Source organism: Rhizobium phaseoli (assembly GCF_001664385.1).
Classification (GTDB): Bacteria; Pseudomonadota; Alphaproteobacteria; order Rhizobiales; family Rhizobiaceae; genus Rhizobium; species Rhizobium phaseoli.
In genome coordinates, this window is record NZ_CP013535.1 from 403,698 (window position 1) to 428,900 (window position 25,203).

Sequence of the window (25,203 nt, forward strand, 5' to 3'; positions counted from 1 at the left end):
CGATAGGGAAATTGCTCTCAACCCTTCAAACTGGACCAATTTTGGTTAGAGTTTTCCGGTGCATTTTCCTGGCTGGGAAAAGGAACGGAACACGATGAAGGCATCGCAGTTTTCGGACGCTCAGAAGGCGTTCATTTTGAAGCAGGGTGATGAGGGCGTCTCGATCGCGGAGATTTGTCGCAAGGCGGGGATCAGTCAGACGACTTACTTCAACTGGAAGAAAAAGTACGCCGGCATGTTGCCGCCAGAGATGAAGAGGCGCAAGCAGCTTGAGGACGGGAATTCGCGATTGAAGAAGATCGTCGCGGATCTGACGTTGGACCGTGAGATGCTGCAGGACGCCATCCGCCGAAAGCTCTAAGGCCTGAGGGGTAGCGGGAGGTGGTGTCATGTGCCGCGATTGGGCGATCTCGATCCGGCGTGCCTGTGGCGCGTTGAACTTCGATCGGTCGACCGATCACTACATCTCTCGCCGCGCCGAGGCCGGTCTAGACCTGTAAGCGCGGGTGCGCTACGGCTATCGTCGCGTGCATGTGCTTTTGGAACGCGAGGGTTGGGGCACCAACATCAAGCGAACCTATCGCATTTACAGGGACTTGGGACTGCAGCTGCGGAATAAGACTCGGAAGCGCCGTGTTAAGGCGAAACTTCGCGAGGATCGGCAAATGGCTGTCGGACCAAATGACGTGTGGGCGATGGACTTCGTGCACGACCAGCTCGCAACCGGAAAGAAACTGCGGGTCCTGACGGTGGTCGCCACCTTCTCACGCTATGTTCCCGCGCTTGATCCGCCTCACAGCTATCGAGGTGAAGATGTCGTGCAGACGTTGGGACGGGTGTGACGATTTTCGTTATAGTGCGCACTATGAGTCCGATTACGCAACATACGTATTGAACCCTCATTCTCTAATCGAGGCGCCGTTACGTGGAACCGCATTTCCTTTCCCGAAGAAATAACCTACCTCACGGCATCTCTATGAAGGGTGACGAGGCGTTAGGTTTGACTGGCCCGTCCACGCGTCTGTAACGGCTGCCCGATCTTCCAAAGCATGCTTGTGTCGATCTCAAGCTCGACTCCAACCTTGCCCGCACCTGTGACTACGGTAGGATAAGAAAAAAGGGCGGTGTCGATCAGTACAGCGATCTTCTGGAGACCGAATGGTGATACGCTTCCTGACGGGTAGCCGAAGAGATCGAGTACCTGTTCTTTCTGAGCAAGCTCGGCTCGTTTCCATCCATACGTGCCAGCAACCGCTTTCATGTCAATCTTTGAAGGTGATGGCAGCAAAACGGCACAAAGGTGGCGCGCAGGATGAGACCGGCGCATCACATCGTTCGCTTTCTGCTCGGCAATAATCATCGTCTTTGCAACGCGCCCCACGGGAACGCCGATAGCAGAGGCTAAATCGGAAGGAGATGTAATAGGGGTGGCGAACTCACTATAGCGCCACAATCGTACCGTCGACGCTCCGATCTGGTGCAGTTCAGCAAGTACGTTCGGATGAACGTCCAACATAGTCGTTTCCTTCCGGTTCACCTGGTAGGACGATCGAGGATAGCTGTTTCAGCGACTGCGAGTACAGCCCTCTTGCGAGTAAGTTTCAGGCGGTTCGCTCCAAAAGCTGCCTAATGCGGCGGCGACCCTCGTTCCCAAAAATACTGAAGTAAGCCTCCAGGCACTTATCGCTATCGAGCATGAAAGGAGCATCATATTTGGTGATATGCCGAATAGCCAAGGCTGGAACCGTTGTGTCGAGCGGTCGAAACATCCTGTTGTGCAAACCGGGCTCCGGGCAACCTGGATAAAATTCACCGATCATGAAACCTTCCTGAATGAAGTCGGGCTTCAGCCGTTTTTGCAGTTGACCAATCCTGATGATCTCTCCTTCATCCTGTATTCCAGGAAGGGCAATGATAATGGCCTTATAGATCCAGTCGCCCGTTCGATCGTTGAAGGACTTTACGGGTTTCATCTGGCTGAAGACGGCGAGCATACGCGCCAAATCGTTTTCGATTTCGTCAACTGCAACAGCTTGCGACGCGGCAACCCGTAAAAGCCCCTTCGTCAGAGCCTCGGGAACGAAAGGGCAAACGCTCCCGTCCCGACCTAAATGAGGATGTGGATTGGAGAGGAATTCTGAGGCATACCGAGCAAATTTCTGAAGAGCTGCGTTTGCATACTCATCATAGGCGTTGTATCCCGCATCAATATTCTTTTCCAGAATTTCGCCCACTGTCATCAATGGACCAATCGTCCCGAAAGGTTGGCTGTAATCTTTCCAAATCTCTTTATTCATTTCGGATCCCTGGTTCGAAAAGCCACGTGCAAAACGGAAGGTCGGGCTCTTGCATGCCAGCTCGGGCGGCGGGCGAGCTGGTCGGGGGCCAATCAAGAGACCGACCTTCCATCGGAAGCGAAGCTCCCGAATTTTTGATAGCACTCGTAGTTACACTTGTGTAACTGTTTTTTTAAATGGATGTGAAAACAAGAGCGGGGGCTCGTGCACGATGAAGGTTAGTCTCACGACCGCCCGCAAATTCTTATATTCGTCGTAGTTATGAAGACATACATATGATAAATGTCGCCGCGATGGGATCCGGTAACAGGCTTTGGGTGAAAACAGAACGACCCATTGCGCAGAGGCGTGGCCGTGACGAAGACAACACGAAGAAAAATATATACGCCAGAACAGATCGACGTCGGCGTAAAGCATAAGCTTGAGAAAATTGACTCGTTTTTGTCAGATCTCTTTAGCGAAAATTCCGAAGAAAAACTATTCCTGAGGAATATTCTTGGATTGATGCTTAAAGTATATCATATGGACGCCAATAACAAACCCATGACGAAGATGCAGGCGTGTCGCTATCTGCCTTTCAAAAACCAGACTGTTTGCCAAAAGTATGTCGAGGCAGCGCATTTGCGTGGGTTCATCGACATCACTCGGGATAAAACGGACAAACGGCGTCTGATTGTTGTTCCAAAGGAGCCGTTGGTTGTCTATGTCAATGAATATATAGCTGACTTCCTTGATGACTGCCGTAGAGCGATTGACAGTGCCGCTCAAGTAGCTACGCTTCCTGAGGAAGGGATGGCAACGGCAAGTTCTTCATCTATTGATAAATCGCCAGCGTCTTCTGGGGCACCTGTGGGTTCCTCTCAAAAGAGAGTCGATCGAAAAGCCAGGAAATTTTAGCGAGTTTTATTGTGGGAAAGCAAAAGTAAGAAGCCGGTCTCGCGCGCGTTTATCCTTTCATCAATCAAATGTTTCCTCCGTAAACAAGCTTCATCGAGGTAACCCGCTTCGCTTAACCGGCCTGACGGCCGGTGCAGGCGCTGCTAGGGGGAGCGGCTGTATCGTCGTTTCGGCCAAGAAACTGCGCGGGAAGTTCGGCGGCATCCTCAGCCTTATCACCTTGGCATTTACGCTATCTTTTTAGGCGAGGCGGAAACCGCTGACGCGGTCCTCCATCTCTTGGTCGAGACAGTGTGACCTGCCACTGAATTTTCATCCGGCGTCTGACCTGCCACTGAGAATTTCTGAACCGCTCCCAAACGTTGGACCACCGGATGCTAGAGTTTTCCGGCTTCATTCAGGGAGGCGGGCTGGTTGCGCCTCCCGAATTCACCAACGAGATCGGCACCTTGTTGCCGATCGCACCATGAGGTCTTTCCTCATTGTAGTATCTACGCCAATCCTCCATCTTTTCGCGGGCATCCGCAAGGGTCAGGAACCAATGCTGGTTCAGGCATTCTGCACGGAAGCGGCCATTGAACGCTTCGATGAAAGCATTATCAGTCGGCTTGCCGGGGCGTGAGAAGTCCAACGTCACACCCTTGGAATAGGCCCACAGGTCCAAGTCGCGCGACACGAACTCGGTCCCTTGGTCGACACGGATCGTTTTCGGATAGCCGGCTTTTTGGCACACCCGTTCAAGGGTTTGCACAACGTCTTCGCCTCTATAGCTATGACGTGGATCAAGCACCGGCACGTAGCGCGAGAAGGTGTCGACCACCGTCAGCACGCGCAGTTTCTTACCCGTTGCGAGTTGGTCGTGAACGAAGTCCATCGCCCAGACGTCGTTGGGTCCGACGGCCATGTGCCGATCCTCGCGAAGCTTGGCTTTTACCCCCCGCTTCGGTGTCTTGTTCCGCAACTGTAGCCCCAAGTCCCTGTAAATGCGGTAGGTTCGCTTGATGTTGGTGCCCCAACCCTCGCGTTCCAACAGCACATGCACGCGGCGATAGCCGTACCGCACACGGATCTCGCAGATCTCGCGAATACGACGTTCCAGACCGGCCTGATCAGCACGGCGAGAGGTATAGTGGTGAGTTGATCGATCGAAGTTCAACGCTCCACAAGCACGTCGGATCGAGATCGCCCAATCGCAGCACATGCCTTTCACCATCTCCCGCTTCCGAGCAGGCCTTAGAGCTTTCGGCGGATGACATCCTGCAACATCTCGCGGTCCAGCGTCAGATCCGCGACGATCTTCTTCAGGCGCGAATTCTCGTCCTCGAGCTGTTTCAGCCTCTTCATCTCCGGTGGCAGCATGCCCGCGTATTTTTTCTTCCAGTTGAAATAAGTCGCCTGGCTGATCCCCGCCTTCCTGCAGATTTCAGCAACCGACACGCCTTCATCACCTTGCTTCAGAATGAACGCCTTCTGAGCGTCCGAAAACTGCGACGCTTTCATCGTCTTCTGGTCCCTTTCCCAGCCAGGAAAATGCACCGGAAAACTCTAACCAAAACTGGTCCAGTTTGAAGGGTTCAGATCAAAGTGCACAAGATGGTGGCGAATGGGAACGTAGGGTCGTCGCCTCGATCGCCAAGAAATTGAAAAGGGGCCAGCGAGGAGCGCCTTTTGGCTCGCATCGCCGGGTCCGCGATCAAGGCCCTCGACGGAGCGGTGCCGAAATTGCCGAACAGGCGATACTTTCGGCTCTGGTCCGCAAATACAAGACTGGCGGTTCCTAAGCAGCGAGCCCAGGCGGTGCCACGTTCCTCCTACGGCATTTCATTATCCACGCATGTTGCCGAGGCTGCTGAGCCTGCTCGAATTCCGGAACAATGCAGCACATCGGGTCCGCCATCGCGGCGCTGGAATGGCTCAAGCGTCTGATCGACGAGGACGACAGACGGATCGACCCGTATCGATCCGAGACCTGGCTGTAGGCCTGAAGGCCTAGCATCCTGCCGTATTTCACGTTTACCAGGGCGTGGCCTTGTCCCTATTGGCAGATGCTATGGCCGGATGTGTCAAGTAAAAGATCCACCGGATGCGAAAAGAAACACGAGACCTATTGGGCAATGCTTGGGCGGGTCCCGACGCTATGGCGATCTCAGACCTGCACTTGTTCCGGCCCAGGCTGTGGCCGACAGCGATCGTCTCGCGGGGCCGTTGCGACAGGAGGATAGCTGGCAAATCTCAAGCTCACCTCGACATCCGGTTACGCGAGCTTGGCCGCGCCAGCTCGGGCTGTTACGATTCCGGGCGGCTCGATTGCGAAGGCGACGTCCAGACGTGGATGCTGCGACTGGCTTCTGCGAAGCATTCAGTCATCTGCGTACAGGAGCGCCCTGCGATGAACGTCATCCTCGCAGAAGAGACTAGCTTTGGCCTGCGCATGATGGCCGATGCCACAGACACCCACACCTTGTGGGTGTTAATCCGTGTTCGACAGTGGCATGTCGAGAGCGAAGCCTACGACCGGGCGCTAGCCAGGGTGGTCGAGGCGCAGGCGGGGTTACCGATCCATGGGCACTCCGGCTTCGAGCGACGGCCTATTATTTGCCGCCACAGCGCAAGGCGACGGCCCGCGGCACCAAGCGGCGCATCCGCGCCCACTATCGTGCGGAGGGCCACCAACAATTCACCAGGTTTCAGAGTGAATCAGCAGCAACAAAAATCGACGGCAAACTCGATGGGGGCTACGCGGATGGGGGCGCGCTTACTGAGCGCCGAGTCTCAACTGTACCGTCGCCACCGAACTTTGGAGCTGTCGATCCTGTTCAGGACGTTCATTCAGAACCCTACTCGGTTTGTCGTGCTTGCGACAGCGTGATGTGCGGTTTGGCACGTCTCGGCGCTCTAGGGCAGCCATTGAATAACATACAGAACAGTTTTCTGATGCTTTTCGCTCCTTCTGCATTGGCACGAATCTTGAACCTTTTTGTTGCGCGCCGCTAGGAGCTCCCAACGGGGACCTTGGCATCTTCTCAATCCAGCTCTGAACGGAGACACCAATGATGAACAACATGGCAGCCTATCGTGTAACCGAATTAACCCCTCAAGAAGCAGCTGAAACCTCCGGAGGTTGGTATTTTTGGGTTTACTTGTTTTTGCGACGTTACGGACACTTGTTTGGTTGATAAGCGAGCTGGCTCTCGATGGCTCCTAGTGACTACAGACTAGCAGTTCCCCTTTCTGCTGAAACGGCCAGCTGCACCGCAGAAAGCATACTGGCGCGACGATCAGGACGATCCTTGAGCATTTATAGGGCGATCTTGCTCTTCGTCGCCGCGGCATTTGGCTCACTGCCACTCGTTACCATACCGGTCTCCATGCAGAGTGTCGGTACTATTCGCCCGATCGTGGAGAAGACGCCCCTGATAGCGCCCGTCTCCGGACGCATCTCCCGTGTCCTTGCCTTTGAGAACGATGTCGTTGCTAAGGGGAAGGAAATAATCGCCTTTGACGATCATGTAATCGAGGAAAAGCTCAGCGGGGTTTTAGCCGACATTCATGCCAAGAGCGATCTTGCCCATGACTTCCAAACGCTGATTTCTTCCGGCGCAAGGCTCAGCGTCTCGCCCCCCCTCCAAACCGAATCCGCGACGGCTGAAAGGGTGCATTTTCTCAACTTGCTGCGCGAGAACCAAAATGCGCGCAGTAACGCCGCGGCGGAACTCGACCGCGCAAAGCGACTTGTCTCGGCTGCTGCGGCGCCCGCGAAGACCGTTGACGAGAAGGCTTTCGCTCTCCAAAATATCGAGGTCCAAGGCGAGATCCTCGTGCGACGCAAAACCGCTGATTGGAACCAGAAGCTCCTTGATGCTAACCTGCGCTTAAAGGAACTCACGGCCACCTTGCATCAGCTCGAGCACGAACGGGACCTGCACCGCATCCGCGCCCCAGTATCGGGTGCTCTCGAGCAGTTCTCCGGCCTCGCGCACGGAAGCTACGTGCAGAGCGGGCAAACCGTTGGTTGGATCTCGCCGAACGACGATCTGGTGGCGGAAATCTACGTCTCCCCCAACGACATTGGCTTTGTGCAGCCTGGTCAGCCGGTGCGGCTCCAAGTGGATGCCTTTAACTACAACCAATGGGGTGTCATCAAAGCAAGGGTGGTCGAGGTGGCGCAGGACTTCACTCTGCATGACGGGAACCCGGTCTTCAAGGTCCAGTGCGCGCTCTCTCGCAGCGAACTCGCGCTGAAAAGCGGGGCCATCGGCCACCTGAAGAAAGGCATGACCGTGCGGGCTCGCTTTCTGTTGGCCAATCGCACTCTCCTGCAACTGCTCTACGACGAGGCAGACGATTGGCTCAACCCGATGCTGGCGGGGCGCTAATATTGTCCCAACAGCCAGCGAGCCTCCATGTCGAGTAAGGCCATTAAGTTCAAACAGCGTGACATCACGGATTGCGGCGCCGCCAGCCTCGCATCTGTCGCAGCCTTCTATGGCTACAAGTTGCCATTGGCGCGCATCCGCCAGTATGCGTCGACCGACCGCTCCGGTACGAGTGTGCTGGGGCTCACGGAAGCGGCGCAGAAGCTGGGCTTCATCGCGAAAGGCGTCAAAGGTGGCTTCGACAGCCTGTACAAGATCCCCAAGCCCGCTATCGCGCACGTCGTCAAGGAGGACCTGCACCATTTCGTAGTGGTCCATGCGATCGACGCCAAGTGGGTCATCGTCATGGACCCGGCCTTGGGCGAAATCTGCAAAGTGCCGCATCAGGAATTCATGGAGCAATGGACCGGCGTTCTGGTTTTGCTGGTTCCGGCAGACACATTCAATCGTCGAGACGAGACCACGTCGCCCCTCGCCCGATTCGCCCGCCTACTCGCGCCACACCGCACGGTGATGGCGCAGGCTCTCGTCGGCGCTCTTGTGACGACCGTCCTCAGTCTCTCGACGGCGATCTACGTTCAGAAGATCGTTGATCACGTGATCCCAGCGGGAAACCGCAACCTGCTCAACTTGATGAGCATCGCAATGCTGCTGATCCTAGCGATACAGATCCTGATCAACCTCCTAAGAGGCCGACTCGTCCTGCAGACGGGGCAGAAGATCGACGTATGCTTGATCCTCGGCTATTACAATCACATCCTGGCCCTGCCCCAGAAGTTCTTCGATAGCATGCGCATGGGAGAAATCGTGTCGCGCATGAACGACGCTGTGAAAATCAGGAGCTTCCTGAACGACGTTTCGATAAACATGTTTGTTGACATTTTAATGATACTGTTCTCGTTCGGAATGATGTTCATCTATTCCTGGAATATTGCTTTGATCGTGGCGCTCGCCATTCCAATGTACATCCTGGTATATTGGGCCATCAATCGGATGAATCGAAATCTCCAACGAGTCATCATGGAAAATGACGCCAAACTCGAGGCGCAACTGGTAGAATCACTCGGAGCTGTCTCCACCATTAAGACTTCCGGCGTCGAGAGCTTCGCAAACTTCAAAATGGAGACCCGCTTCGTAAAGATGCTGCATTCCGTCTACAGCTCCGGGCTGATCTCAATCTGCGGCGACAACGCCTCGACGTTGCTGTCGGTCCTGTTCACCATCGTGCTGATGTGGTTTGGAACCACGCTTGCGCTCGAACAGGCCGTCACGCCCGGCGAATTGCTGTCCTGCTATACGTTGCTTGGCTATATCACCCGGCCGGTCGCCCGCCTGATCCAGACCAACCGGATCGTTCAAGACGCGTTTATCGCGGCGGATAGACTTTTCGAGATCTTTGAACTGGAGTCGGCAAGCAGCAGCGGCATCGATGCTACGAAGACCGATCTCGGAGATATTCGCCTGGAGAACGTCACATTCCGCTATGGCGCGCAGGCGGAGGTTTTCAGCGATCTAAGCGTCTCCTTTCGCCAAGGAGAGTTGACGGCCGTCGTGGGTGAGAGCGGCTCGGGCAAAAGCACCCTTGCGGCTCTGCTGCAGAATGTCTACCAGCTTGAGGATGGATGCATTCGGATCGGCCAATATGCCCTCCAGGATTTCTCGAGCGCATCACTGCACAAGGTCATGGCTGCAGTACCGCAATCGATAGACGTCTTCTCCGGTTCCGTGATCGAGAACATCGCCCTGGGCGAGTTCGAACCGGAGTTCGATAAGATCGTACGCATCTGTGATCGAATAGGACTGCGGGAGTGCATCGAGCGCTGGCCCGGGCGGTTCCAGGCCCATCTGGGCGAGAACGGGGTTCGCCTCTCCGGAGGTGAGAAGCAGCGCCTCGCATTGGCTCGGGCCCTGTACCGGGATCCCGACGTTCTAATCCTTGACGAAGCGACCTCCTCTCTGGACTCGGCAGCCGAAGAATTTGTGCTGCGGGTTGTTGAGGATCTGTCTCGCGCTGGGAAGACCATCATAGTCATCACTCATCGGTTGAGCACCGTTCGTGGGGCGGACAATATTGTGGTCCTGGACAGGGGGCGGGTCATTGAGGAGGGAAAGCACGCTGACCTAGTGAGAACTGATGGCCCTTACGCTCGATTATGGCGGGCGCCAAGGTCGTGATCCGTGTAGGCCCTGTCGGCTCGAGGATTGAAAACGGTTGTGAACGTCACGGTTAAGCAGCATGGCAACATTGTCGGCTGTGAACTTGAAGCGGCGGTGATCGGAACGTGGGCGATGGACTTCGTTCACGACCAACTCGCAACGGGTAAGAAACTGCGCGTGCTGACGGTGGTCGACACCTTCTCGCGCTACGTGCCGGTGCTTGATCCACGTCATAGCTATAGAGGCGAAGACGTTGTGCAAACCCTTGAACGGGTGTGCCAAAAAGCCGGCTATCCGAAAACGATCCGTGTCGACCAAGGGACCGAGTTCGTGTCGCGCGACTTGGACCTGTGGGCCTATTCCAAGGGTGTGACGTTGGACTTCTCACGCCCCGGCAAGCCGACTGATAATGCTTTCATCGAAGCGTTCAATGGCCGCTTCCGTGCAGAATGCCTGAACCAGCATTGGTTCCTGACCCTTGCGGATGCCCGCGAAAAGATGGAGGATTGGCGTAGATACTACAATGAGGAAAGACCTCATGGTGCGATCGGCAACAAGGTGCCGATCTCGTTGGTGAATTCGGGAGGCGCAACCAGCCCGCCTCCCTGAATGAAGCCGGAAAACTCTAGCATCCGGTGGTCCAACGTTTGGGAGCGTTTCAAGACCGCCGAGGCTCTAATCGCCGCCGGATGAAAATTCAGTGACAGGTCATTTGAAGGCCAACCACCTACCTTCCTGCCGAACACTGGCAGACCAGAAAACAAGGGGCGCAGCCAATACACGTCGCTTGATCAGTGCTTGTGAGATACGCCGGAGCCAAAGAGGAGCCGTAGTGAGTAGTGAACGCACTGTCATGCAGGTTCCTCCATGTCGCCCCCCCCCCGCGCCAAGAACGCTAGGGCACACCCCCGGATTGCTTGATTGCTGGGCAGATTAGCGAAGAATTCCGCCCTATATGAGCCGTTTCAACCGCACTTAAACGTAACCGATGTTCTGCTCCCACGTTGCTCTGGCAGCCCTGATCTGTGATCGCCTATCCATGGACGAGCAACAGGAGTTTCTCCATGGAGACTACAATTGAGTTTCTCACGACCAAGAAGTCTGGACGTGATATGCATCGGCATTGGCCGGACGAAGTCAAGGCGCAGATCGTTTCGGAAAGTCTTCGGCCAGGCGCGATGGTCAATGAGGTCGCAGAGCGCCACGGCTTGAAGCCGAACCACCTGTCCACATGGAGAACGATGGCACGGCAGGGCAAGCTGGTTCTGCCTGCACCCGAGGATGCGGTGGAGTTCGCTGCGGTGATCGTTGATCCACCCGTTTCGGAGCCGCCGATCAAGAAAGCCAGCCGTCCCGAGATCATCGTCGGTGCTGTCACGATACGTTTGGAAGAAGGCGCGTCCGCCACCCGGATCGCCGCTGTCGCACGTGCCCTTGCGGTTCCGGCATGATCTTTCCATCGAACCGCGTCCGGATCATGGTGGCGACCAAGCCGGTCGACTTCCGCAAGGGGCATGACGGATTGGCGGCGCTTGTCAAAAACGAGCTGCACAAGGACCCATTTACGGGGACCGTCTTCGTATTTCGGTCACGCAAGGTGGACCGGTTGAAGCTAATCTACTGGGATGGCAGCGGTCTGGTGATGGCTTACAAGCGGCTGGAGGAGCACACGTTCACTTGGCCAGATATCCGGGACGGCTTGATGACCCTGGGACCTGCCCAGTTCGAAGCGTTGTTTGCGGGGCTCGACTGGCGTCGGGTCCGTTCCATTGAGGCGAGAGCGCCTAACGCCATCGAATAGGTGCGTCACGATGACTCGGGCGGCAAATTTTGACGGAGAGCGGAGCCGCAATTTGATAGCCTTCCACCATGTTGGACGCCGCCGATTTGCCGGACGATATTGCTGCCCTGAAGGCGATGCTGATCGCGGCGCAAGCGCGTGAAGTCCGCAAGGATGATCGGATCGAACGGCTGGAGAAGTTGGTCGCCGCTTTCAAGCAGGTAGCCTTTGGCCGCAAATCCGAGAAGGCCGATCCCGAGCAGTTCGATCTCGCACTGGAGGACTTGGAAACGGCCATTGCGGCCGTCCATGCCGAAGACGAGGCCGATAGCCCTTCGGGTAATCCGCACCCCAAACCACGCGCTGCCAATCGCGGCTCTCTTCCCGCCCACCTTCCTCGTGTCGAGGAGATTATCGAGCCGGAAAGCCTGATCTGCCCCTGTGGCGGCGGCCTGCATTGCATCGGCGAGGACGTGTCCGAGCGGCTGGATGTCGTTCCGGCGCAGTACCATGTCATCGTCACCCGCCGTCCCAAATATGCCTGCCGTTCCTGCTCCGACGGCGTCTCCCAGGTTCCGGCACCTGCTCGACTGATCCACGCCGGATTGCCGACTGAGGCGACTATCGCGCATGTCCTGGTGTCGAAGTACGCCGATCATCTGCCGCTCTACCGCCAGGCCCAGATTATGAGCCGACAGGGCATCGATCTCGACCGCTCCACGCTCGCCGATTGGGTCGGCCGGGCAGCGTTCGAACTGCGTCCGGTCTTCGACGCTCTGATCGCAGACCTGAAGCGGTCGACGAAGCTGTTCATGGACGAGACCCGAGCACCGGTTCTCGATCCCGGCTCCCGCAAAACCAAAACCGGATACTTCTGGGCGTTGGCCCGCGATGACCGACCTTGGGGCGGAGGTGCGCCGCCAGGTGTCGCCTTCACCTATGCACCCAGTCGCGGCGGGCTACATGCCGAACGAATATTGCAAGGGTTCACTGGCATCCTTCAGGTGGATGGCTACGCTGGATATAACCGGCTGATTGCCCCGGATCGCGTCGGCCCGGACATCCGGCTTGCCTATTGTTGGGCCCATGCCCGTCGCAAGCTGGTCGAGATCACGCGCACCGGGTCAGCGCCAATTGCCGAGGAAGGCGTGAGGCGGATCGGCGAACTCTATCGGATCGAGGCGGAGCTGCGCGGCCTTCCCGCCGAAGCTCGGCTTGCAGGAAGGCAGGAGCGATCCGCGCCTTTGATAGCCGACATGCGGTCCTGGCTCACTCAGCATCGTGTCGCTGGTAAGTCGCCGCTTGGCGAAGCGCTTGCCTACATCGCAAAATACTGGGATGGCCTTTGCCGCTTCCTGGCCGATGGCCGCATCGAGATCGACAACAACAGCGTCGAGAGAACAATTCGGCCGATTGCCCTTAACCGCAAGAACGCGCTTTTTGCCGGGCATGATGCCGGAGCGGAGAACTGGGCAACCATCGCCTCACTCATCGAGACGTGCAAGCTCAACGCCGTTGATCCGTTTGCATATTTGACCAACACGCTCACCGCCATTGTCAACGGCCATAAGCAGCGTCAGATCGAGAGTATCCTACCGTGGAATCATCCGGCTGGGTAATATGTGCCAAAGGCTTCCATCGCCCTTTGCGGACTTCTCGGGACCCGCTAAACGTGCCGCTAGAACAGCGAGGGCGCGATGGTCAGAGGCAGAAAGCAGAAACGAGGCGATATCGTTAGGATCGACATTGGAAACGGAAAGCGATTTCACGCCGTTGCCCTAACACATCCGCTGTTCGCTTTTCTCGACGGTGTTTTCGAAAGTGAAGAACCGGTTCAAGACGTGCGAGATCGAGCGGTTCTCTTCAAGCTATGGGTGATGGACAGCGCTGCGAAGTCCGGGCGATGGCCCATCGTTGGAAAGGTTGATCCACCCACGGTGTCCGCGTTGGACGGCGCGGTGTTTTTCAAGCAGGACCGAATTTCGGGCAGAATTTCAGCGTATGATGCCATCGAGAATGCCGAGTCTCCGCTCAGCTTTGAAGAGGCGGACCGCCTAGAATGCGCTGCTGTTTGGAGCCCTGAGCATGTCGAAGACAGGCTTCGTGATCATCTGAACGGCATCTCGAACAAGTGGTGGGCATCAATGCGGCCCCGAAAATAGCGCTGATCGACCTTGTCGGAACGCCCTATGTTGCGGCGAAGCGCCGTCGCACCTTCACGACGGCAGTCTTCGAAACGGCGAAAGCTTCAAGGTGGGAGCGAGACAGCGCTTACACTTAAACGCGCGCTACATCTGAATAGGTCTTAATTGTTGTTAAGCCATTATCGACCAGGCCAGTTCCCGCCTCGGCGAGCTTTTGGAGGTTGTCGAAGCCAAATCGATGTACGTCGCGGAGCGTCTTCGAGAGTACTACGAGCCGCCCCGCCGTGAGTAATATCCGACCGAATCCCTCATGGTTCACAGTCAACACCGGTGACGCCATCAGTCCGGACTGCTCCTCTATAGCAAGTGCTACGGCGGCATAGAAGATCTCAAGCCGCCACTGCACCTCTAGGTCAGGTCCCCCGATGAGAGGAATCGCCCTACGCTGCTGCCTCGTCACGATGAAATCACAGAGCAAATCGGTGTCCGATTTCTCTTGCCACAATTCAAAGGTGTCTTGAGCACGCATCAGACGCAAGAGGCACTTAATGAAAGGCGTGGCGAGAGCATCTTTCTCATCTAATCGAGCATTGTTGGGGACAGGGGTGACGTTTGACATCAGTTAAAATCCTCCTGAGTGTTGGATGCGGTTTGACTAAGGGCCACACCCGCTTCCGGTAACACCATCCCTTAAAATGGTGCGGCAGATGGGACCTGTGGCGACGCAACTTGGCCCGGACGAATGACATGGCCCCTCGAAACGGGGCGGCCGCAACAACAACGGCAAGCGGCGGGCAACGCTGGCGGGCTTGACGAAAAGCGCTTCACAAGCGAGATTCCCGTCGCGATAGTCCAGTGGCGGTAGGTTTCGCCGCGAACTCCACCCTCAACCAACCTATTCGCCGCCAGGTGTAAAACCGTGTCTCGGGCTTTCGAATTGAGGATCAGGCGGGGGGTGGAATCAGCTTTTCGAGGTCGACAAGGACAGTGAGAGTATCTTGAGAGGCCGTGTACTTGCCGATCCCCCCTTTTCCGTGCGAACTGATGCAGACCTGCCATGTATTTTCCCTTCAAGGTTCAAATCGACTTCGACCGGACGCCACACGTTCCACCAGGCGATTGCCCGCCGCGTAGTTCTGGGAGTTCAAGACTCATGCCAGTCTCCTCCGCTGAGGTTCGGAACACGGCATCTGTATTGTTTCCAGCTTCTTAGCTAGCCCATGAAGAATTGATCGAGGACAACGTTGTCGTGAACCGGACAAGACGCGGTGGGGATCGAAGAAATGGCATCCCGGTGCAGCGGCGGAAGCCTATTCTCCGGCCACGTCAGCAACAAATGACACCCGCCGAAGCCGCTCCGCTCTCAATTCGCGGATTGGGCGCAATGTCCGGCCGCTTGCCGAGGTGCAGCCGGTCGATCTTCTTTGCTTGGCGATCACAGCGCCTCCCAGTGATGGACTCCGAGACCCGCATGCATCACTGGCTGGAGCTCCCTTCCTCGACAGTTAGCGCCGTCATTTGGGGGAATGCCGCGGGCAAATGGAAAGCGGCATAGGCCCCCGCGACGCCGGCGACAGCTCAACAACGCTCTGAATTTCCACAGTGAACGGCTGTTAGACGTAGCCGGCAAAGGGGAAGCTCACGAAGATCAGATGGCCCTTCAGGGCCGGGTCCTGGTCCGATGCCCACCGGATCGACCGGCCGCAAGGTTTTAGGACCGTTTCAACAACCAGCCCCTGGGCGCCTCGGCGGCGTGTATCTTAAGTTGCCGACGTGCGTCGGCCGCGTTCACTCTCTATCCGCACCAGAACACGGCACCCGGGGGATCATGCTGCCGGCACGACCTAGCTGGCCGGTACCGTCGGCGCCGGCAAGAGGATGACTGTGGCAGCGGCCGTCATGGAGCAGTGCTGCCTCGGTGTGACCGCTGAGGCGATACTCGCTGTTTCCGGTCATTGCTTAGCACAGGCCGGAAAAGCGTTTCTGGTACCTTAGCGAACGCTCGCGATTTTAGCAGGGACAACGGGACCTGGCGGCAAGCGGACCCCAAACAAGTGCGAAGCAAACCGAATCTTTGGCAACCTCAAAGAGGGTGGAGTCGATACCCTGGGGGTCAAGCGCCCGCGTCGTCGCGGAGCATTGGGCGCGAGGGGTTTGCGGATTCTCGATACGTGATTGGCACATCAGTCGGACCTCAGCCGATCTTCGTGCAAAAGGATCCTTTAAAAATGGGCCCCTTAACGCGTGCCTTGGCATGCTTGCTTGCTGACGAAGTTTAGGTTGAGAATTGAACACCGCTAGTTATTCGCAGGATTGCTCGGCAAACGAACGAGGCGGGGTGGCGTTCCAAGCATGAGCTGGGACAGATAGGGAATGTCGCGCACGCTCCAGCGAACTGCTAGTGCTACGGCAATGATCATCGTCCCGAGAATTCCCGCCGCGCCAGACCTCATTGTGGGAGCCCATTGTTCTCCGTATTGTATCAAATCCATGAGACGGAATACCGTAGCCTGCACCAGGTACAACACGAGCGTGCTCTGCCCCACTTCCACGGCGATAAAGCGAACCACCCGGTTCGAGCGTCCAATTTTCCAGGATTGAAGCAGAATCTCGATCATCACTGCAGAGGCCACTGTCGAGCCAAAAAACATCAGAAGGATATCTTTTGCCGACTGCAGATCCTGGATTAAGGCGAGATTGTTGTAGACATAGGTGTCCTCGCGCCACGCCATGAAGCACAAGCTAGCCGCGATAGAGGCGGACATCATCAGGAGTGGCTTATGATACCGCATTATGCTCGTCCACCAATCTCTCGACTGCGCAAATGAAAATCCCATGCAGAAAAAGGGATAGGTGTACTTTATGAGAGGGAATATAGAAAACGTCACGGGGGCAACTGCGACCAGTATGGATGAGACAAGCAAAGAGCGTGCCGACCCGGAGTTGAAGATCGAAATAAGTTTGACCAAAAGAAAAGAAGCAAACGCAGCCCAGATGAACCAGTATGTGCCGACGAAATCGTGCATGAATTGCAACAGGTTGCCAGGTGCGTCCGGCGGCCGGGGAAACATGAGCAATTTGACTGCCTCCAAAAGGGTGCACCAGAACAGCGTCGGCACCAGGAGCTGCAGCGCGCGATCACCGATGGCTTGCCTGAACGATTTGCCTAGTAGCCCTGATCTAGAGAGATATCCGCTTATCGCCATAAAGAGAGGCATGTGAAACATGTAGATCGATTTGAAGCATGCCGAATCCCAGAAGCCATCACCCTCGTAAAAGATATATTGTATCAGGTGACCGAAAATCACCAAGACAATGAGTATTCCTTTGGCGAAGTCTAAAGCTAGATCGCGATCGTCGGCCTCTGGCGCCTCAGGCACTGTCTTTCCACCTACAATTCTTGCTCGCATTCTCAACATCTCACGATGCCTACGGGAGCCTTTGAAAGCGGCATTTTCCAACCTCTCGTTCATCATGCAGGCTAATCCAGCTTCCGATCAGCGCTCCGACTTCGGCATGCTGAACGACGGCCAACGGTCATACAATTTGCCTGGGTTCCAAGTTCACAGGGCGACCGTGGCGACTTAGGCCCAGTAGCCGTTTTCGGCGTGTCCATTGGCTGTTTTTCGCCGCAACGTACGCCCCGCCTAAACTCGCTGCCGCGCAACTGCTTGGGCTGCCACGTCGTCGAAATCTTCTAACGGACATTTGCGCGTATGCAAGTAGCGCTGCTTGACTCTGCACTCGGCTATTGTTGCGATTGCATATGATTCTCCATGCCAAACTTGCGCGACACCGTATCAAAAGAACATATTGCCGATTCAATGGCTCCTAGCCGCTGTGGGTATCGTCTATCACCTACCGGCGCTTGGGTGTGGATCGGCACCCCAGCGCAACCCCCCAGACGCTGGAGATTTGCTCCATTAGATCCGCCGCCCAACGTGTCCTATATGGCAGCCTCACCATTGTAAAATTCATGCTCCTAATGACACGCATCTGCGGTATGGATGAGTATCGCGGACCCTTGACAACCTTGAGCGGAAGGTCGGTGAGTATCGCGATACACGAGGCTTTGGCCGCGATCGCCGCCGTTTTGGATCGCCGCCAATGATAGCTGGACGTTGGGCTGCCATTGTCGATCCGTATGCGACGTTTGTCGATACGTCAGAGACGACCGTGGTCCCAATCCGTAGGAAGATCGCAGTAAGCGTCAAGATATGCGGGATGCAACGGCCAGTGTCTGGGGATGCGCTCCCCTGTCAAGGTCGAGACCCCCTCCTCGATCAGTGGCTTTCCCTTTTTGGGATACCTCTCCTTCGGTGGCGAAAGAATGAAACCGGGCTGGATATGTCGCTGGTCATTTCGCGCGATTCAAATTGGCGCAGACTTTGCGGCTCGCTTGACGCGACGATCCCCCTGAGCTGAAGAAGGCCGGCCGCAATAGCGCCGAGCATTGGCGCACATATATAAAGCCAGAGTTGAGAGAGTGCCGCCCCTCCTGCGAAAAGTGCTGGGCCGATCGATCGTGCTGGATTCACAGAAGAACCCGAAACGGTGATACCGCCAAGGTGGATCGCAACTAAGGCAAGTCCAATCGCCAATCGTGCAACAGCGCCGCGTCCAGCCGTGCATTTGAGGAATACAGTTACGAACAGGAACGTGGCGATAAACTCGAATAGGAACGCAGCTCTCCATCCGTAGACTACCCAGCCGGTTTGGGCGAAACCTTCTAGGGTGATATCGTAACCGCCGACCTTGTTCATAGCGATAAGGTAGAGCGTGCCTGCCGCCGCGATAGCTCCTGCACATTGGGCGGAGACATACGCGAGAAAGTCCCACACTCTCAATCGGCGCGACACGAGGAAACCCAGGCTGACCGCCGGATTGAGATGCGCGCCCGAGACTGGGCCAATCGTGTAGGCCATTGCAACCACGGTCGTCCCGAAGGCTAAAGCGACACCCAACAGGCCCACCTCTTGACGCATATAAAGCAATGTGCCGCAGCCGAGGAAGACAAGTGTGAAGGTCCCGAAGAATTCGCAAACATACTTTTTCATTTTTCACTCCATTGATTTGACCCCACGTACTTTTCGGTGTCATCCTCGTGCCGCCAAGCGTTCCGCATGCACCGAACCAATCATCGTGTCAGGTCCCGAAAACCTCCGTAGTTGACTTCAATTGCGTCCTTGTCCGACGAGATCGGCATCAGAGCCTATGGTCAACCAGCGTCACCGATCACCAGCAAACGTCGTACCAAATGAAATATGTTGCGCATCACAGCGATCGCTCTGATGACGTTCGGTCTTAGGTTCGAAAGTGCCGTGAACAGGATAGGCAGGCGAACCGTACCGAGACGTATGGACCCGAGCTGGGCTACGAACAAATCGCCAAGCAGCCCATCCTCAAATTATCGAAACAACGACCCTCTTCATGGCTCCAAGCGGAAGGTGGTGCAAAGCAGGAACCAGGACAAGGGTTGATAAGACCGCCAGGGACGTTCACGAGAAGTCGAGTAACGCCCCTTAGCCACGAACAGGCACATGATCCTTGGCGCGATTTGAAGTCCGCGTGAATTCCCTTGTCCCCAGCGCAACCGTCGACATTTTTCGCAAATGTCGGGCATTCGCCACTTTTGTCAGATTTGTCGTGACTGGAACGTTTTGTTCGCCGGTCTCTCCGCCAAATACACATCAACCTGCCCTCAACCCGCCCATCGATAAACGAAAATCATCTTCTTGGCGCGTCGGAGCAGTTGGCATGGTGTTTGCTGATCCCTGGTTACAAGCGGCAGAAAGCAGTCTGCATGATGCCGGTTCATGAAACGAACGGAACGGAGGCCACCTGACCGTTCGTCATCGGATCCGCGTTCTACCAAGCGGCCATGCATCCGCCGGCGGAAGGGTCAATCCCGATGTCACAGCTTGCAACCAACTCAAAGAGAAGGAAAATGCAATGACCAAGATTTCCGAAAGATCCTTTGAAACGATCGAAAACCCGGGGTCATCGTCGCTCAAGGTGCCAGATCAGTTCGGCGCATCCGTTGAAAAGGGGAACAAGCAGGTGACAGAGGCTCTTTTGAAATTTGCGTCCGGCGCTGAAGCGACACAGAAAATGCTGCCTCCGATCCTCGAAACGACAAGTCTATTCGGCAACGAATTGTGGTGGAAGACGATCGCTGCACTGCAAGCCGACGCCGAGGCCGGCTTCTCACATTTGCAAGCTTTGCTGGGCGCGAATTCGCCGTCGCAGATCCTCGAACAGCAGTCGACCTTTTTCCGCAAGCGCGTTGAGACAAGTTTGCAGCACGCCAAGGAAGTCCGGGAGCTCTCAAGCAGGGCGGTGGAGGAAATCTCAAAGCCGGTCAAGGATGCTTTTGACAAGGTCTTGACGAACCCCAAAGCGACGTAAAGTTGACTCGGCACTAAGATCAGGGCTGGACGAATCATGATCGGAGCCGCTTTCGAGGAGACAACATTATGCGGCCGACTGATGTTTCATCTGTTCGCGGCGCTGGCGAATTCCGGCGTGATCTGGTCAGAGAGCGGACCCGTGCCGGCCCGGAGGAACGTGGTAGGCGCGGCGGCGGCCGCCGCAGATAAGCTTGCCAGGGCCTCATCTGGTGGCTGGCCACAAAGTGCGCGAGGCCATCGCACCTTACGAGGCTCTTAGATGGTTACATGTGGGGGATAGTAAAATGATTGTAGCTGTTCCAAATAGCGGGGCGTCACGGATTAACCAATCCGGTGTAGAAGCATTACGAGAATTTCCTAACTTTCCGATAGGCGGGATCTTGTTCAAGGATATAGCGCCTATGCTGGCTGGTAGAGGTGCATTGGGCGAAGTCGTTTCTACCGTCGCAAGCCAAGTGTCGGGAACAGAAATCGATGCCATTTTGGCGGTTGATGCGCGTGGTTTCATCTTGGGCGCCTCATTGGCTGATAGGCTCGGTTGCGGTTTCATCATGGTAAGGAAACCCGGTAAACTGCCGGGGGACGTCCTCTCATTTGAATACAGCTGTGAATACTGCTCCGGAACCCTGGAGGTAACTGCCGGCCTCATCGGTGACGGCCTGCGATGCCTGATTGCTGATGACCTTCTAGCGACGGGTGGCACTGCTCGGGCGACTGGGAATTTTGTCAAGTCCCAAGGCGGAGAGATCGCCGGATACGCATTCATACTCGAAATCGAAGTTTTGAAAGGCAGGCGTCAATTGGACGACGCACCAGTGATCAGTGCGATGACGTGCTAGCGCAGCAACATAGACGTAAGGAGGCAAGCGCATGAATACCCCTGATTGGCTTTCGACACCGCAGGACGTGCATGTAGCCAGTCAGACGCTACAGGCCCTCGTCACAAGTGAACTTTCGAAACGAGTCGTCTCGGAAAACGAAATTAAAACGATCTATCTGTTTCTAACCCGCAAGTGCAATTTGGGATGCCACCACTGTTATATCGCAGGCGTCGGGCCCAAGGCCAAGGGCATTGATTTCAACCTGGAGGCGATCCAAGGACTGATCGAGCAAGCACTACCCAATGGGCTGCGCAAGGTTAAGGTTTCCGGGGGTGAACCGATGGTTCACAAGGAATTCATGGCAGTCATGGAATATCTCGCATCCTGTGGGCTGAAGGAGCTGGTTTTCGAGACGAATGGAACCCTCTTTGACGAGTTCACGATCGAGCAGCTAAGTAGGCTCCCCAATTTGACGGTCTTCATCAGCCTCGACCATTTCGACCCAGAGGCGCACGACGCTTTCAGAGCAAAATCGGGTGCGTTCGCCAAGACTGCGATTGTCCTGCAGCGGCTTGGAAAAACTGACATCTCTACGGTGGTAACGACGACTGCCTATCGCAACAACTATGACAAGGTGATTTCGATTATAGATTTGGTGCTCGGCTGGGGCATCAAGAAGCATCGGACGCTGCTCAACATACATCCGATGGGCAACGCGCGCAGCCATGAGGACAATGCGATAAGCTTGGAGGAATGCAAGCTACTGATAGGCGATCTTTTGAAATCTCCCCATTTTGAGAGTGGCGCTGCATACATGACTCTGCCGCCGGCTCTGATGCCTCTCAAGTATCTGAACGGCGTGCATACTTGCGGTTGGGGCGACAACGTACTGGGCATACTGTCGAACGGACAAGTTTCGATGTGCAGTGCCTCCTACGATGATCCGGAAATGATCGCCGGCAATGCCTTCGAAATGCCCTTGATGGAAATCTGGCGCAACAGCCCGTTCTTCCATGAGCTACGCGAGGTGGTGAGTGGCGAGGTTAAGGGCGTCTGCGGCAACTGCGTGTTTTATCCAGTCTGTCGCGGCGTCTGCAAGATGAGTAGCTGGTCGCACTATGGTGAAAAGGACGCGCCCTATCCGCTGTGCCAGGAACTTTACAATAACGGAGGTTTTCCGGAGTACGCCCTGGTGGACCCGACGAAAGATTCCACCTACCGCCGCGGAGTTATAGCGAAAGAGCGTCGGCCCGCCGCCGAAGCTCCTGTCTATAACTTCTCGGAGGAAATCGCGGCTGCTGCGCAACACACTCACTAACGCAGGAGGCGCGACGTAATAATTGCTGTGTCGACGACGTAATTTAACCAGGTCAACAAAAATAACGTGGAGGATTGAGGATGAGCAGAGCTTTCCGAGGTGCGGCGGGTGTGGCGCACACACTTGCGAACAACGCGATACGATCCGGCAACAAAGCAGCCGCCCAGCAAGCCCAGGTGATTTCTCGTCTCGCGGAAGGACTCGCCCGGCTGCAGGCGGGTTTGGATGACCAAGCTCAGCAATTGACGGCTGGCCTTGTAAAATTAGAGCAATCGCTAAAGGTGTCACGCAGATCGCAACGGTCGAAATCCGGCTCACTCGCTGCTAACGGCGAACTACAAGACTACTACGTTGATATAACCGCCTCGAAGAAATTTGGCAAAGCCAATTGGCCGCGCGCCGCCGATTCAGGTCTTGTAGGACGCCGCATTGGGCGAGGACCGGTTAGGATGACTGGTTCCGACACACAATCGGCAAAGGCGGTTACCGCCGCATTCGCCAAACTTCTCTCGGCTCAGGCACAATTGCTGCAGATACGCAGTGAAGTGGAAGACCTCAAGAAGGTTCAGAGGTAGCGGCAATGGCTAGTTCCCGACTGTTTGGCTACGCCGTTGACGAAGAGGATGGCAAGCTGGTAATCGTGATTGACGGATTGCTTGCCGAAAGTTGCATCCGGCAAATTCGGGACAGCGCCCAGACGGGCCGCGGTGGTGAACTCTTGTCGCGATTGCTGCCGGTAAGTTCGGTTTACAAGCTTATGTCTGGACAAGAGGAACGCGCTGAAGAAACGCTCAGCCTTGAACAGTTGCTTGGACAAAACGTCGACCAGAGTTTCGCTTCCTTCGAACAACAGTTCGCCGACCTGAGGCAGACACTAGCCGAATTCGGCAGCCCGGAAAGTTCGAAATAAATCACGCAGCCGTATCAGGAGTCTCCGCGATGCTTCGGTTGTCACCAGAAGACTCTATTTTGCTGATCACCTGCCGGGCCTACCTACGACCCGAGGATGAAGAGCGTTTGGTCCGTCTCTGCAAGGAGCCTGTCAACTGGCCCTATGTGGTATGGCGCGCCGAGCATAATCGGACGGTGCCGCTGCTTGAGAATCACTTGCGCCGCCTCGATTTGTTGACACTATTGCCTACTGAGGCGGCGCATTACGTTCAGTGCTGGACTGTCATGTCAAAGGTCAGGTCCGCACTCGAATTTCGCAATCTGCCAGAAATCATGGATGCGCTGGATCGGGCCGGCATCGCCTGGTTCCTGGTGAAGGGACCAGATCTCGCGCTTCTCCACTATCCCGATCCACTCCTACGGCCGATGACCGATCTCGACATCATGGTCAAGCCCGCTGACGCGCAGCGCGTGCAGCGGCTCATGTTCGATCTCGGCTACCGGCACGGTATTTTCGACCCTTCAAATGGCAACTGGCATCCGGAACGAAAGGAACTCGATGACGAAACCTTCCGCGAAAGTTATTCCTTGCCGGTGTTTGTAAGGATAGAATCCGTTGAATCTCCGTTCCCTGGTCCCGCGGTGCCACGCCAGCTGCGCTACCGCCACGTAAAGGGATACATCGATTCCGCGAAGAAGCTGCACATGCCCATCTTCATTGATATGCATGTAAATCTCTCCGTCGGCATCGATGTCGAAGACATATGGTCAGGCGTGCGTCTTGCAAACGGTCTAGGCCGCATATTGCAGGTCCAATCCGCAACTGGCGCCGTCTGGTTCCTTTCGGCCAGGCTTTATCACGAGGCCTTCCTTTATAATTCGCTTCGACTATTGATGTTCGGCGATCTTCATGCGGTTCTACACAAAGAAATGGCGAATATTAGCTGGGCGGAGGTCGCTGCAATAGGTTACAAATACGAGATGAGGCCGGCGTTATATTTCGTCCTGACGCAGATGAAGCGCATCTGTGGGATAGACATACCGTCCGAGTTCCTAGAGCTCATTCGACCTGATCAAACCGAGGTACCACTTCAACATGATTGGGGCGACGTGTTGCCCAAACTGCTGTCCATTCCCACTGTTAACGATCTTGAGCTGGCGTAAATATGACGCCCGAGTCACCGTATCGTACAGATCCTGCGGCGAACGACCTTCGTATCGCAGCAACCGAAACCTCTGCAAAGTTTGCGTCAACAGTACATCGGGCCCTCACGCGGTCAGGAATAACGATCCTAAACACGCAGGTGTTCAGCAATGGCCAGATGGCTGTTACTCCGCGCGACGGCAGGCTTGGCGGAGATGTGGTGGTCGTGCAAACATTTCCTGACAGCGTTCATGATCGTCTTTTCGAGTTGTTCCTAGCGCTTGGTGCCGTGCGGGCGCGGGGTCCCCGCACGATTACCGCTGTTCTTCCCTACCTCCCATATTCGCGTTCGGATCGCCCTGCCTTCGACGGCGGACCTGTACCGGTGCGAATCCTTGCGGGGATTATCGAAACTCTCGGTATAGATCGGCTGATAACTTTCGAACTCCATGTTCCTCAGCTGTGCGCCGCATTTGCCTGTCCTGTCGTCAATCTTCAGTTCGCTCCCGCCCTAGTTCGCCATCTCGGTTCTGCGGCCGTCGATGGCGACATGGTCGTTTCACCGGATTTCGGCGGAGCGAAGCGAGCTGAGCACTTGGCGGCCCTGCTCGGCTGCCCATTCGCTGTCATGCGCAAGCACCGCAGAGACGATGATGACTTTCGGGAGAGCGTCGAGATTCTGGGGGACGTTGCTGGCCGGACGATCATCCTGATTGACGACGAAATCAACAGTGGTCAGACGGCTTTTTCAGCCGCCGCACATCTCAAAGCGGCAGGCGCTCGCAAGATAACCCTTGCCGCAGCCCATGCCATATTCACGCCGTCGCTGAACGAAAACTGGGGACGGTCTCAGATCGACCGCATCGTTGTGACCGACAGCGTCGGACGTACCGACAATTTCCCCGACAGTGTCGAAGTAGTCTCGATCGGCAACGAAATTGCAGGCGCGCTGCAGGCACGCTGAGAAG

General features: G+C 55.9%; 21 protein-coding genes and 3 pseudogenes. 18 read left to right on the forward strand and 6 right to left on the reverse strand.

The features are described 5' to 3' along the window. Window positions 1–94 precede the first annotated feature (94 nt). Window positions 95–839, forward strand: a pseudogene (locus AMC88_RS32705) (transposase); the annotation flags it as partial. A 155-nt stretch (window positions 840–994) separates the two neighbouring features. Here the strand turns inward: AMC88_RS32705 and AMC88_RS27075 are convergent. Both AMC88_RS27075 and AMC88_RS27080 read right to left on the reverse strand, forming a co-directional pair. Beyond that, window positions 995–1,516 (reverse strand): aminoacyl-tRNA deacylase, encoded by a 522-nt coding sequence (locus AMC88_RS27075; protein WP_004677747.1) that lies wholly within the window; start codon window positions 1,514–1,516, stop codon window positions 995–997. A gap of 85 nt (window positions 1,517–1,601) precedes the next feature. Further along, complete coding sequence (locus AMC88_RS27080; protein WP_004677746.1) at window positions 1,602–2,297, reverse strand: DUF6875 domain-containing protein; 696 nt, start codon at window positions 2,295–2,297, stop codon at window positions 1,602–1,604. A 354-nt stretch (window positions 2,298–2,651) separates the two neighbouring features. On the opposite strand from AMC88_RS27080, the gene AMC88_RS33810 reads away from it, so the two are divergent. After that, window positions 2,652–3,194, forward strand: coding sequence for a hypothetical protein (locus AMC88_RS33810; protein ID WP_029875808.1), 543 nt, complete (start codon window positions 2,652–2,654; stop codon window positions 3,192–3,194). A gap of 397 nt (window positions 3,195–3,591) precedes the next feature. On the opposite strand, the gene AMC88_RS27090 is transcribed toward AMC88_RS33810, so the two are convergent. Further along, window positions 3,592–4,694, reverse strand: a protein-coding gene (locus AMC88_RS27090) for an IS3-like element ISRel21 family transposase (RefSeq protein ID WP_085994809.1) whose coding sequence is annotated in 2 segments (ribosomal slippage) — window positions 3,592–4,433 and window positions 4,433–4,694 — 1,104 coding nt in all. Because the reading frame shifts where the segments join, the coding sequence is not laid out codon by codon here. Window positions 4,695–5,519: 825 nt separating this feature from the next. Here AMC88_RS27090 and AMC88_RS34280 point away from each other — a divergent pair. The 9 genes and pseudogenes from AMC88_RS34280 to AMC88_RS27135 form a co-directional block, all read left to right on the forward strand. Continuing rightward, window positions 5,520–5,812 (forward strand): annotated as a pseudogene (locus tag AMC88_RS34280) (Tn3 family transposase); the annotation flags it as partial. A gap of 432 nt (window positions 5,813–6,244) precedes the next feature. Next, the gene (locus AMC88_RS34545; RefSeq protein WP_004676277.1) at window positions 6,245–6,370 is read left to right on the forward strand and encodes a hypothetical protein; all 126 of its coding nucleotides are present in this window, start codon (window positions 6,245–6,247) and stop codon (window positions 6,368–6,370) included. Window positions 6,371–6,484: 114 nt separating this feature from the next. Then, complete coding sequence (locus AMC88_RS27105) at window positions 6,485–7,570, forward strand: HlyD family secretion protein (protein ID WP_008533948.1); 1,086 nt, start codon at window positions 6,485–6,487, stop codon at window positions 7,568–7,570. A 27-nt stretch (window positions 7,571–7,597) separates the two neighbouring features. After that, window positions 7,598–9,745 carry a peptidase domain-containing ABC transporter gene (locus AMC88_RS27110; RefSeq protein WP_064820040.1) on the forward strand — a complete coding sequence of 716 codons (2,148 nt, stop codon included), beginning with the start codon at window positions 7,598–7,600 and terminating at the stop codon, window positions 9,743–9,745. A 108-nt stretch (window positions 9,746–9,853) separates the two neighbouring features. Next, window positions 9,854–10,336, forward strand: a pseudogene (locus AMC88_RS27115) (IS3-like element ISRel21 family transposase); the annotation flags it as partial. A 455-nt stretch (window positions 10,337–10,791) separates the two neighbouring features. After that, window positions 10,792–11,178: an IS66-like element accessory protein TnpA gene (gene tnpA, locus AMC88_RS27120; protein WP_037174792.1), complete on the forward strand. Its 387-nt coding sequence runs from the start codon at window positions 10,792–10,794 to the stop codon at window positions 11,176–11,178. Beyond that, window positions 11,175–11,528, forward strand: a complete 354-nt coding sequence (gene tnpB / locus AMC88_RS27125; protein ID WP_009987304.1) for an IS66 family insertion sequence element accessory protein TnpB — start codon at window positions 11,175–11,177, stop codon at window positions 11,526–11,528. Before tnpA ends, tnpB begins: the two co-directional genes overlap by 4 nt. A gap of 68 nt (window positions 11,529–11,596) precedes the next feature. After that, window positions 11,597–13,126, forward strand: coding sequence for an IS66 family transposase (gene tnpC / locus AMC88_RS27130; protein ID WP_008533971.1), 1,530 nt, complete (start codon window positions 11,597–11,599; stop codon window positions 13,124–13,126). Between the two features lie 78 nt (window positions 13,127–13,204). After that, on the forward strand, window positions 13,205–13,669 hold the full coding sequence (locus tag AMC88_RS27135; RefSeq protein WP_008533972.1) for an Imm26 family immunity protein: 465 nt from the start codon (window positions 13,205–13,207) through the stop codon (window positions 13,667–13,669). Window positions 13,670–13,784: 115 nt separating this feature from the next. On the opposite strand, the gene AMC88_RS27140 is transcribed toward AMC88_RS27135, so the two are convergent. The 3 genes from AMC88_RS27140 to AMC88_RS27150 all read right to left on the reverse strand — a co-directional run bounded on the left by AMC88_RS27140 (window position 13,785) and on the right by AMC88_RS27150 (window position 18,708). Beyond that, window positions 13,785–14,270 (reverse strand): NifX-associated nitrogen fixation protein, encoded by a 486-nt coding sequence (locus AMC88_RS27140; RefSeq protein ID WP_004677039.1) that lies wholly within the window; start codon window positions 14,268–14,270, stop codon window positions 13,785–13,787. 1,678 nt (window positions 14,271–15,948) lie between these two features. Beyond that, on the reverse strand, window positions 15,949–17,061 hold the full coding sequence (gene nolL / locus AMC88_RS27145; protein WP_309506638.1) for a nodulation factor fucose acetyltransferase NolL: 1,113 nt from the start codon (window positions 17,059–17,061) through the stop codon (window positions 15,949–15,951). Between the two features lie 873 nt (window positions 17,062–17,934). Beyond that, entirely contained in the window at window positions 17,935–18,708 is a 774-nt protein-coding gene (locus AMC88_RS27150) for an aquaporin (protein WP_004677031.1), read from the reverse strand. An 895-nt stretch (window positions 18,709–19,603) separates the two neighbouring features. Here AMC88_RS27150 and AMC88_RS27155 point away from each other — a divergent pair. The 7 genes from AMC88_RS27155 to AMC88_RS27185 all read left to right on the forward strand — a co-directional run bounded on the left by AMC88_RS27155 (window position 19,604) and on the right by AMC88_RS27185 (window position 25,199). Next, window positions 19,604–20,059, forward strand: coding sequence for a phasin (locus tag AMC88_RS27155; protein ID WP_010029250.1), 456 nt, complete (start codon window positions 19,604–19,606; stop codon window positions 20,057–20,059). A 286-nt stretch (window positions 20,060–20,345) separates the two neighbouring features. Further along, on the forward strand, window positions 20,346–20,900 hold the full coding sequence (locus AMC88_RS27160) for an adenine phosphoribosyltransferase (RefSeq protein WP_004672710.1): 555 nt from the start codon (window positions 20,346–20,348) through the stop codon (window positions 20,898–20,900). A 31-nt stretch (window positions 20,901–20,931) separates the two neighbouring features. Further along, a complete protein-coding gene (locus tag AMC88_RS27165) occupies window positions 20,932–22,200 on the forward strand; it encodes a radical SAM/SPASM domain-containing protein (protein ID WP_004672712.1) in 1,269 nt (422 codons plus the stop codon). An 80-nt stretch (window positions 22,201–22,280) separates the two neighbouring features. After that, window positions 22,281–22,775: a hypothetical protein gene (locus AMC88_RS27170; protein ID WP_004672713.1), complete on the forward strand. Its 495-nt coding sequence runs from the start codon at window positions 22,281–22,283 to the stop codon at window positions 22,773–22,775. Between the two features lie 5 nt (window positions 22,776–22,780). Further along, window positions 22,781–23,110: a hypothetical protein gene (locus AMC88_RS27175; RefSeq protein WP_004672714.1), complete on the forward strand. Its 330-nt coding sequence runs from the start codon at window positions 22,781–22,783 to the stop codon at window positions 23,108–23,110. Window positions 23,111–23,139: 29 nt separating this feature from the next. Next, the gene (locus tag AMC88_RS27180) at window positions 23,140–24,255 is read left to right on the forward strand and encodes a nucleotidyltransferase family protein (RefSeq protein ID WP_004672715.1); all 1,116 of its coding nucleotides are present in this window, start codon (window positions 23,140–23,142) and stop codon (window positions 24,253–24,255) included. Window positions 24,256–24,257: 2 nt separating this feature from the next. Further along, complete coding sequence (locus AMC88_RS27185) at window positions 24,258–25,199, forward strand: ribose-phosphate diphosphokinase (RefSeq protein ID WP_081279176.1); 942 nt, start codon at window positions 24,258–24,260, stop codon at window positions 25,197–25,199. Window positions 25,200–25,203: the final 4 nt, after the last annotated feature.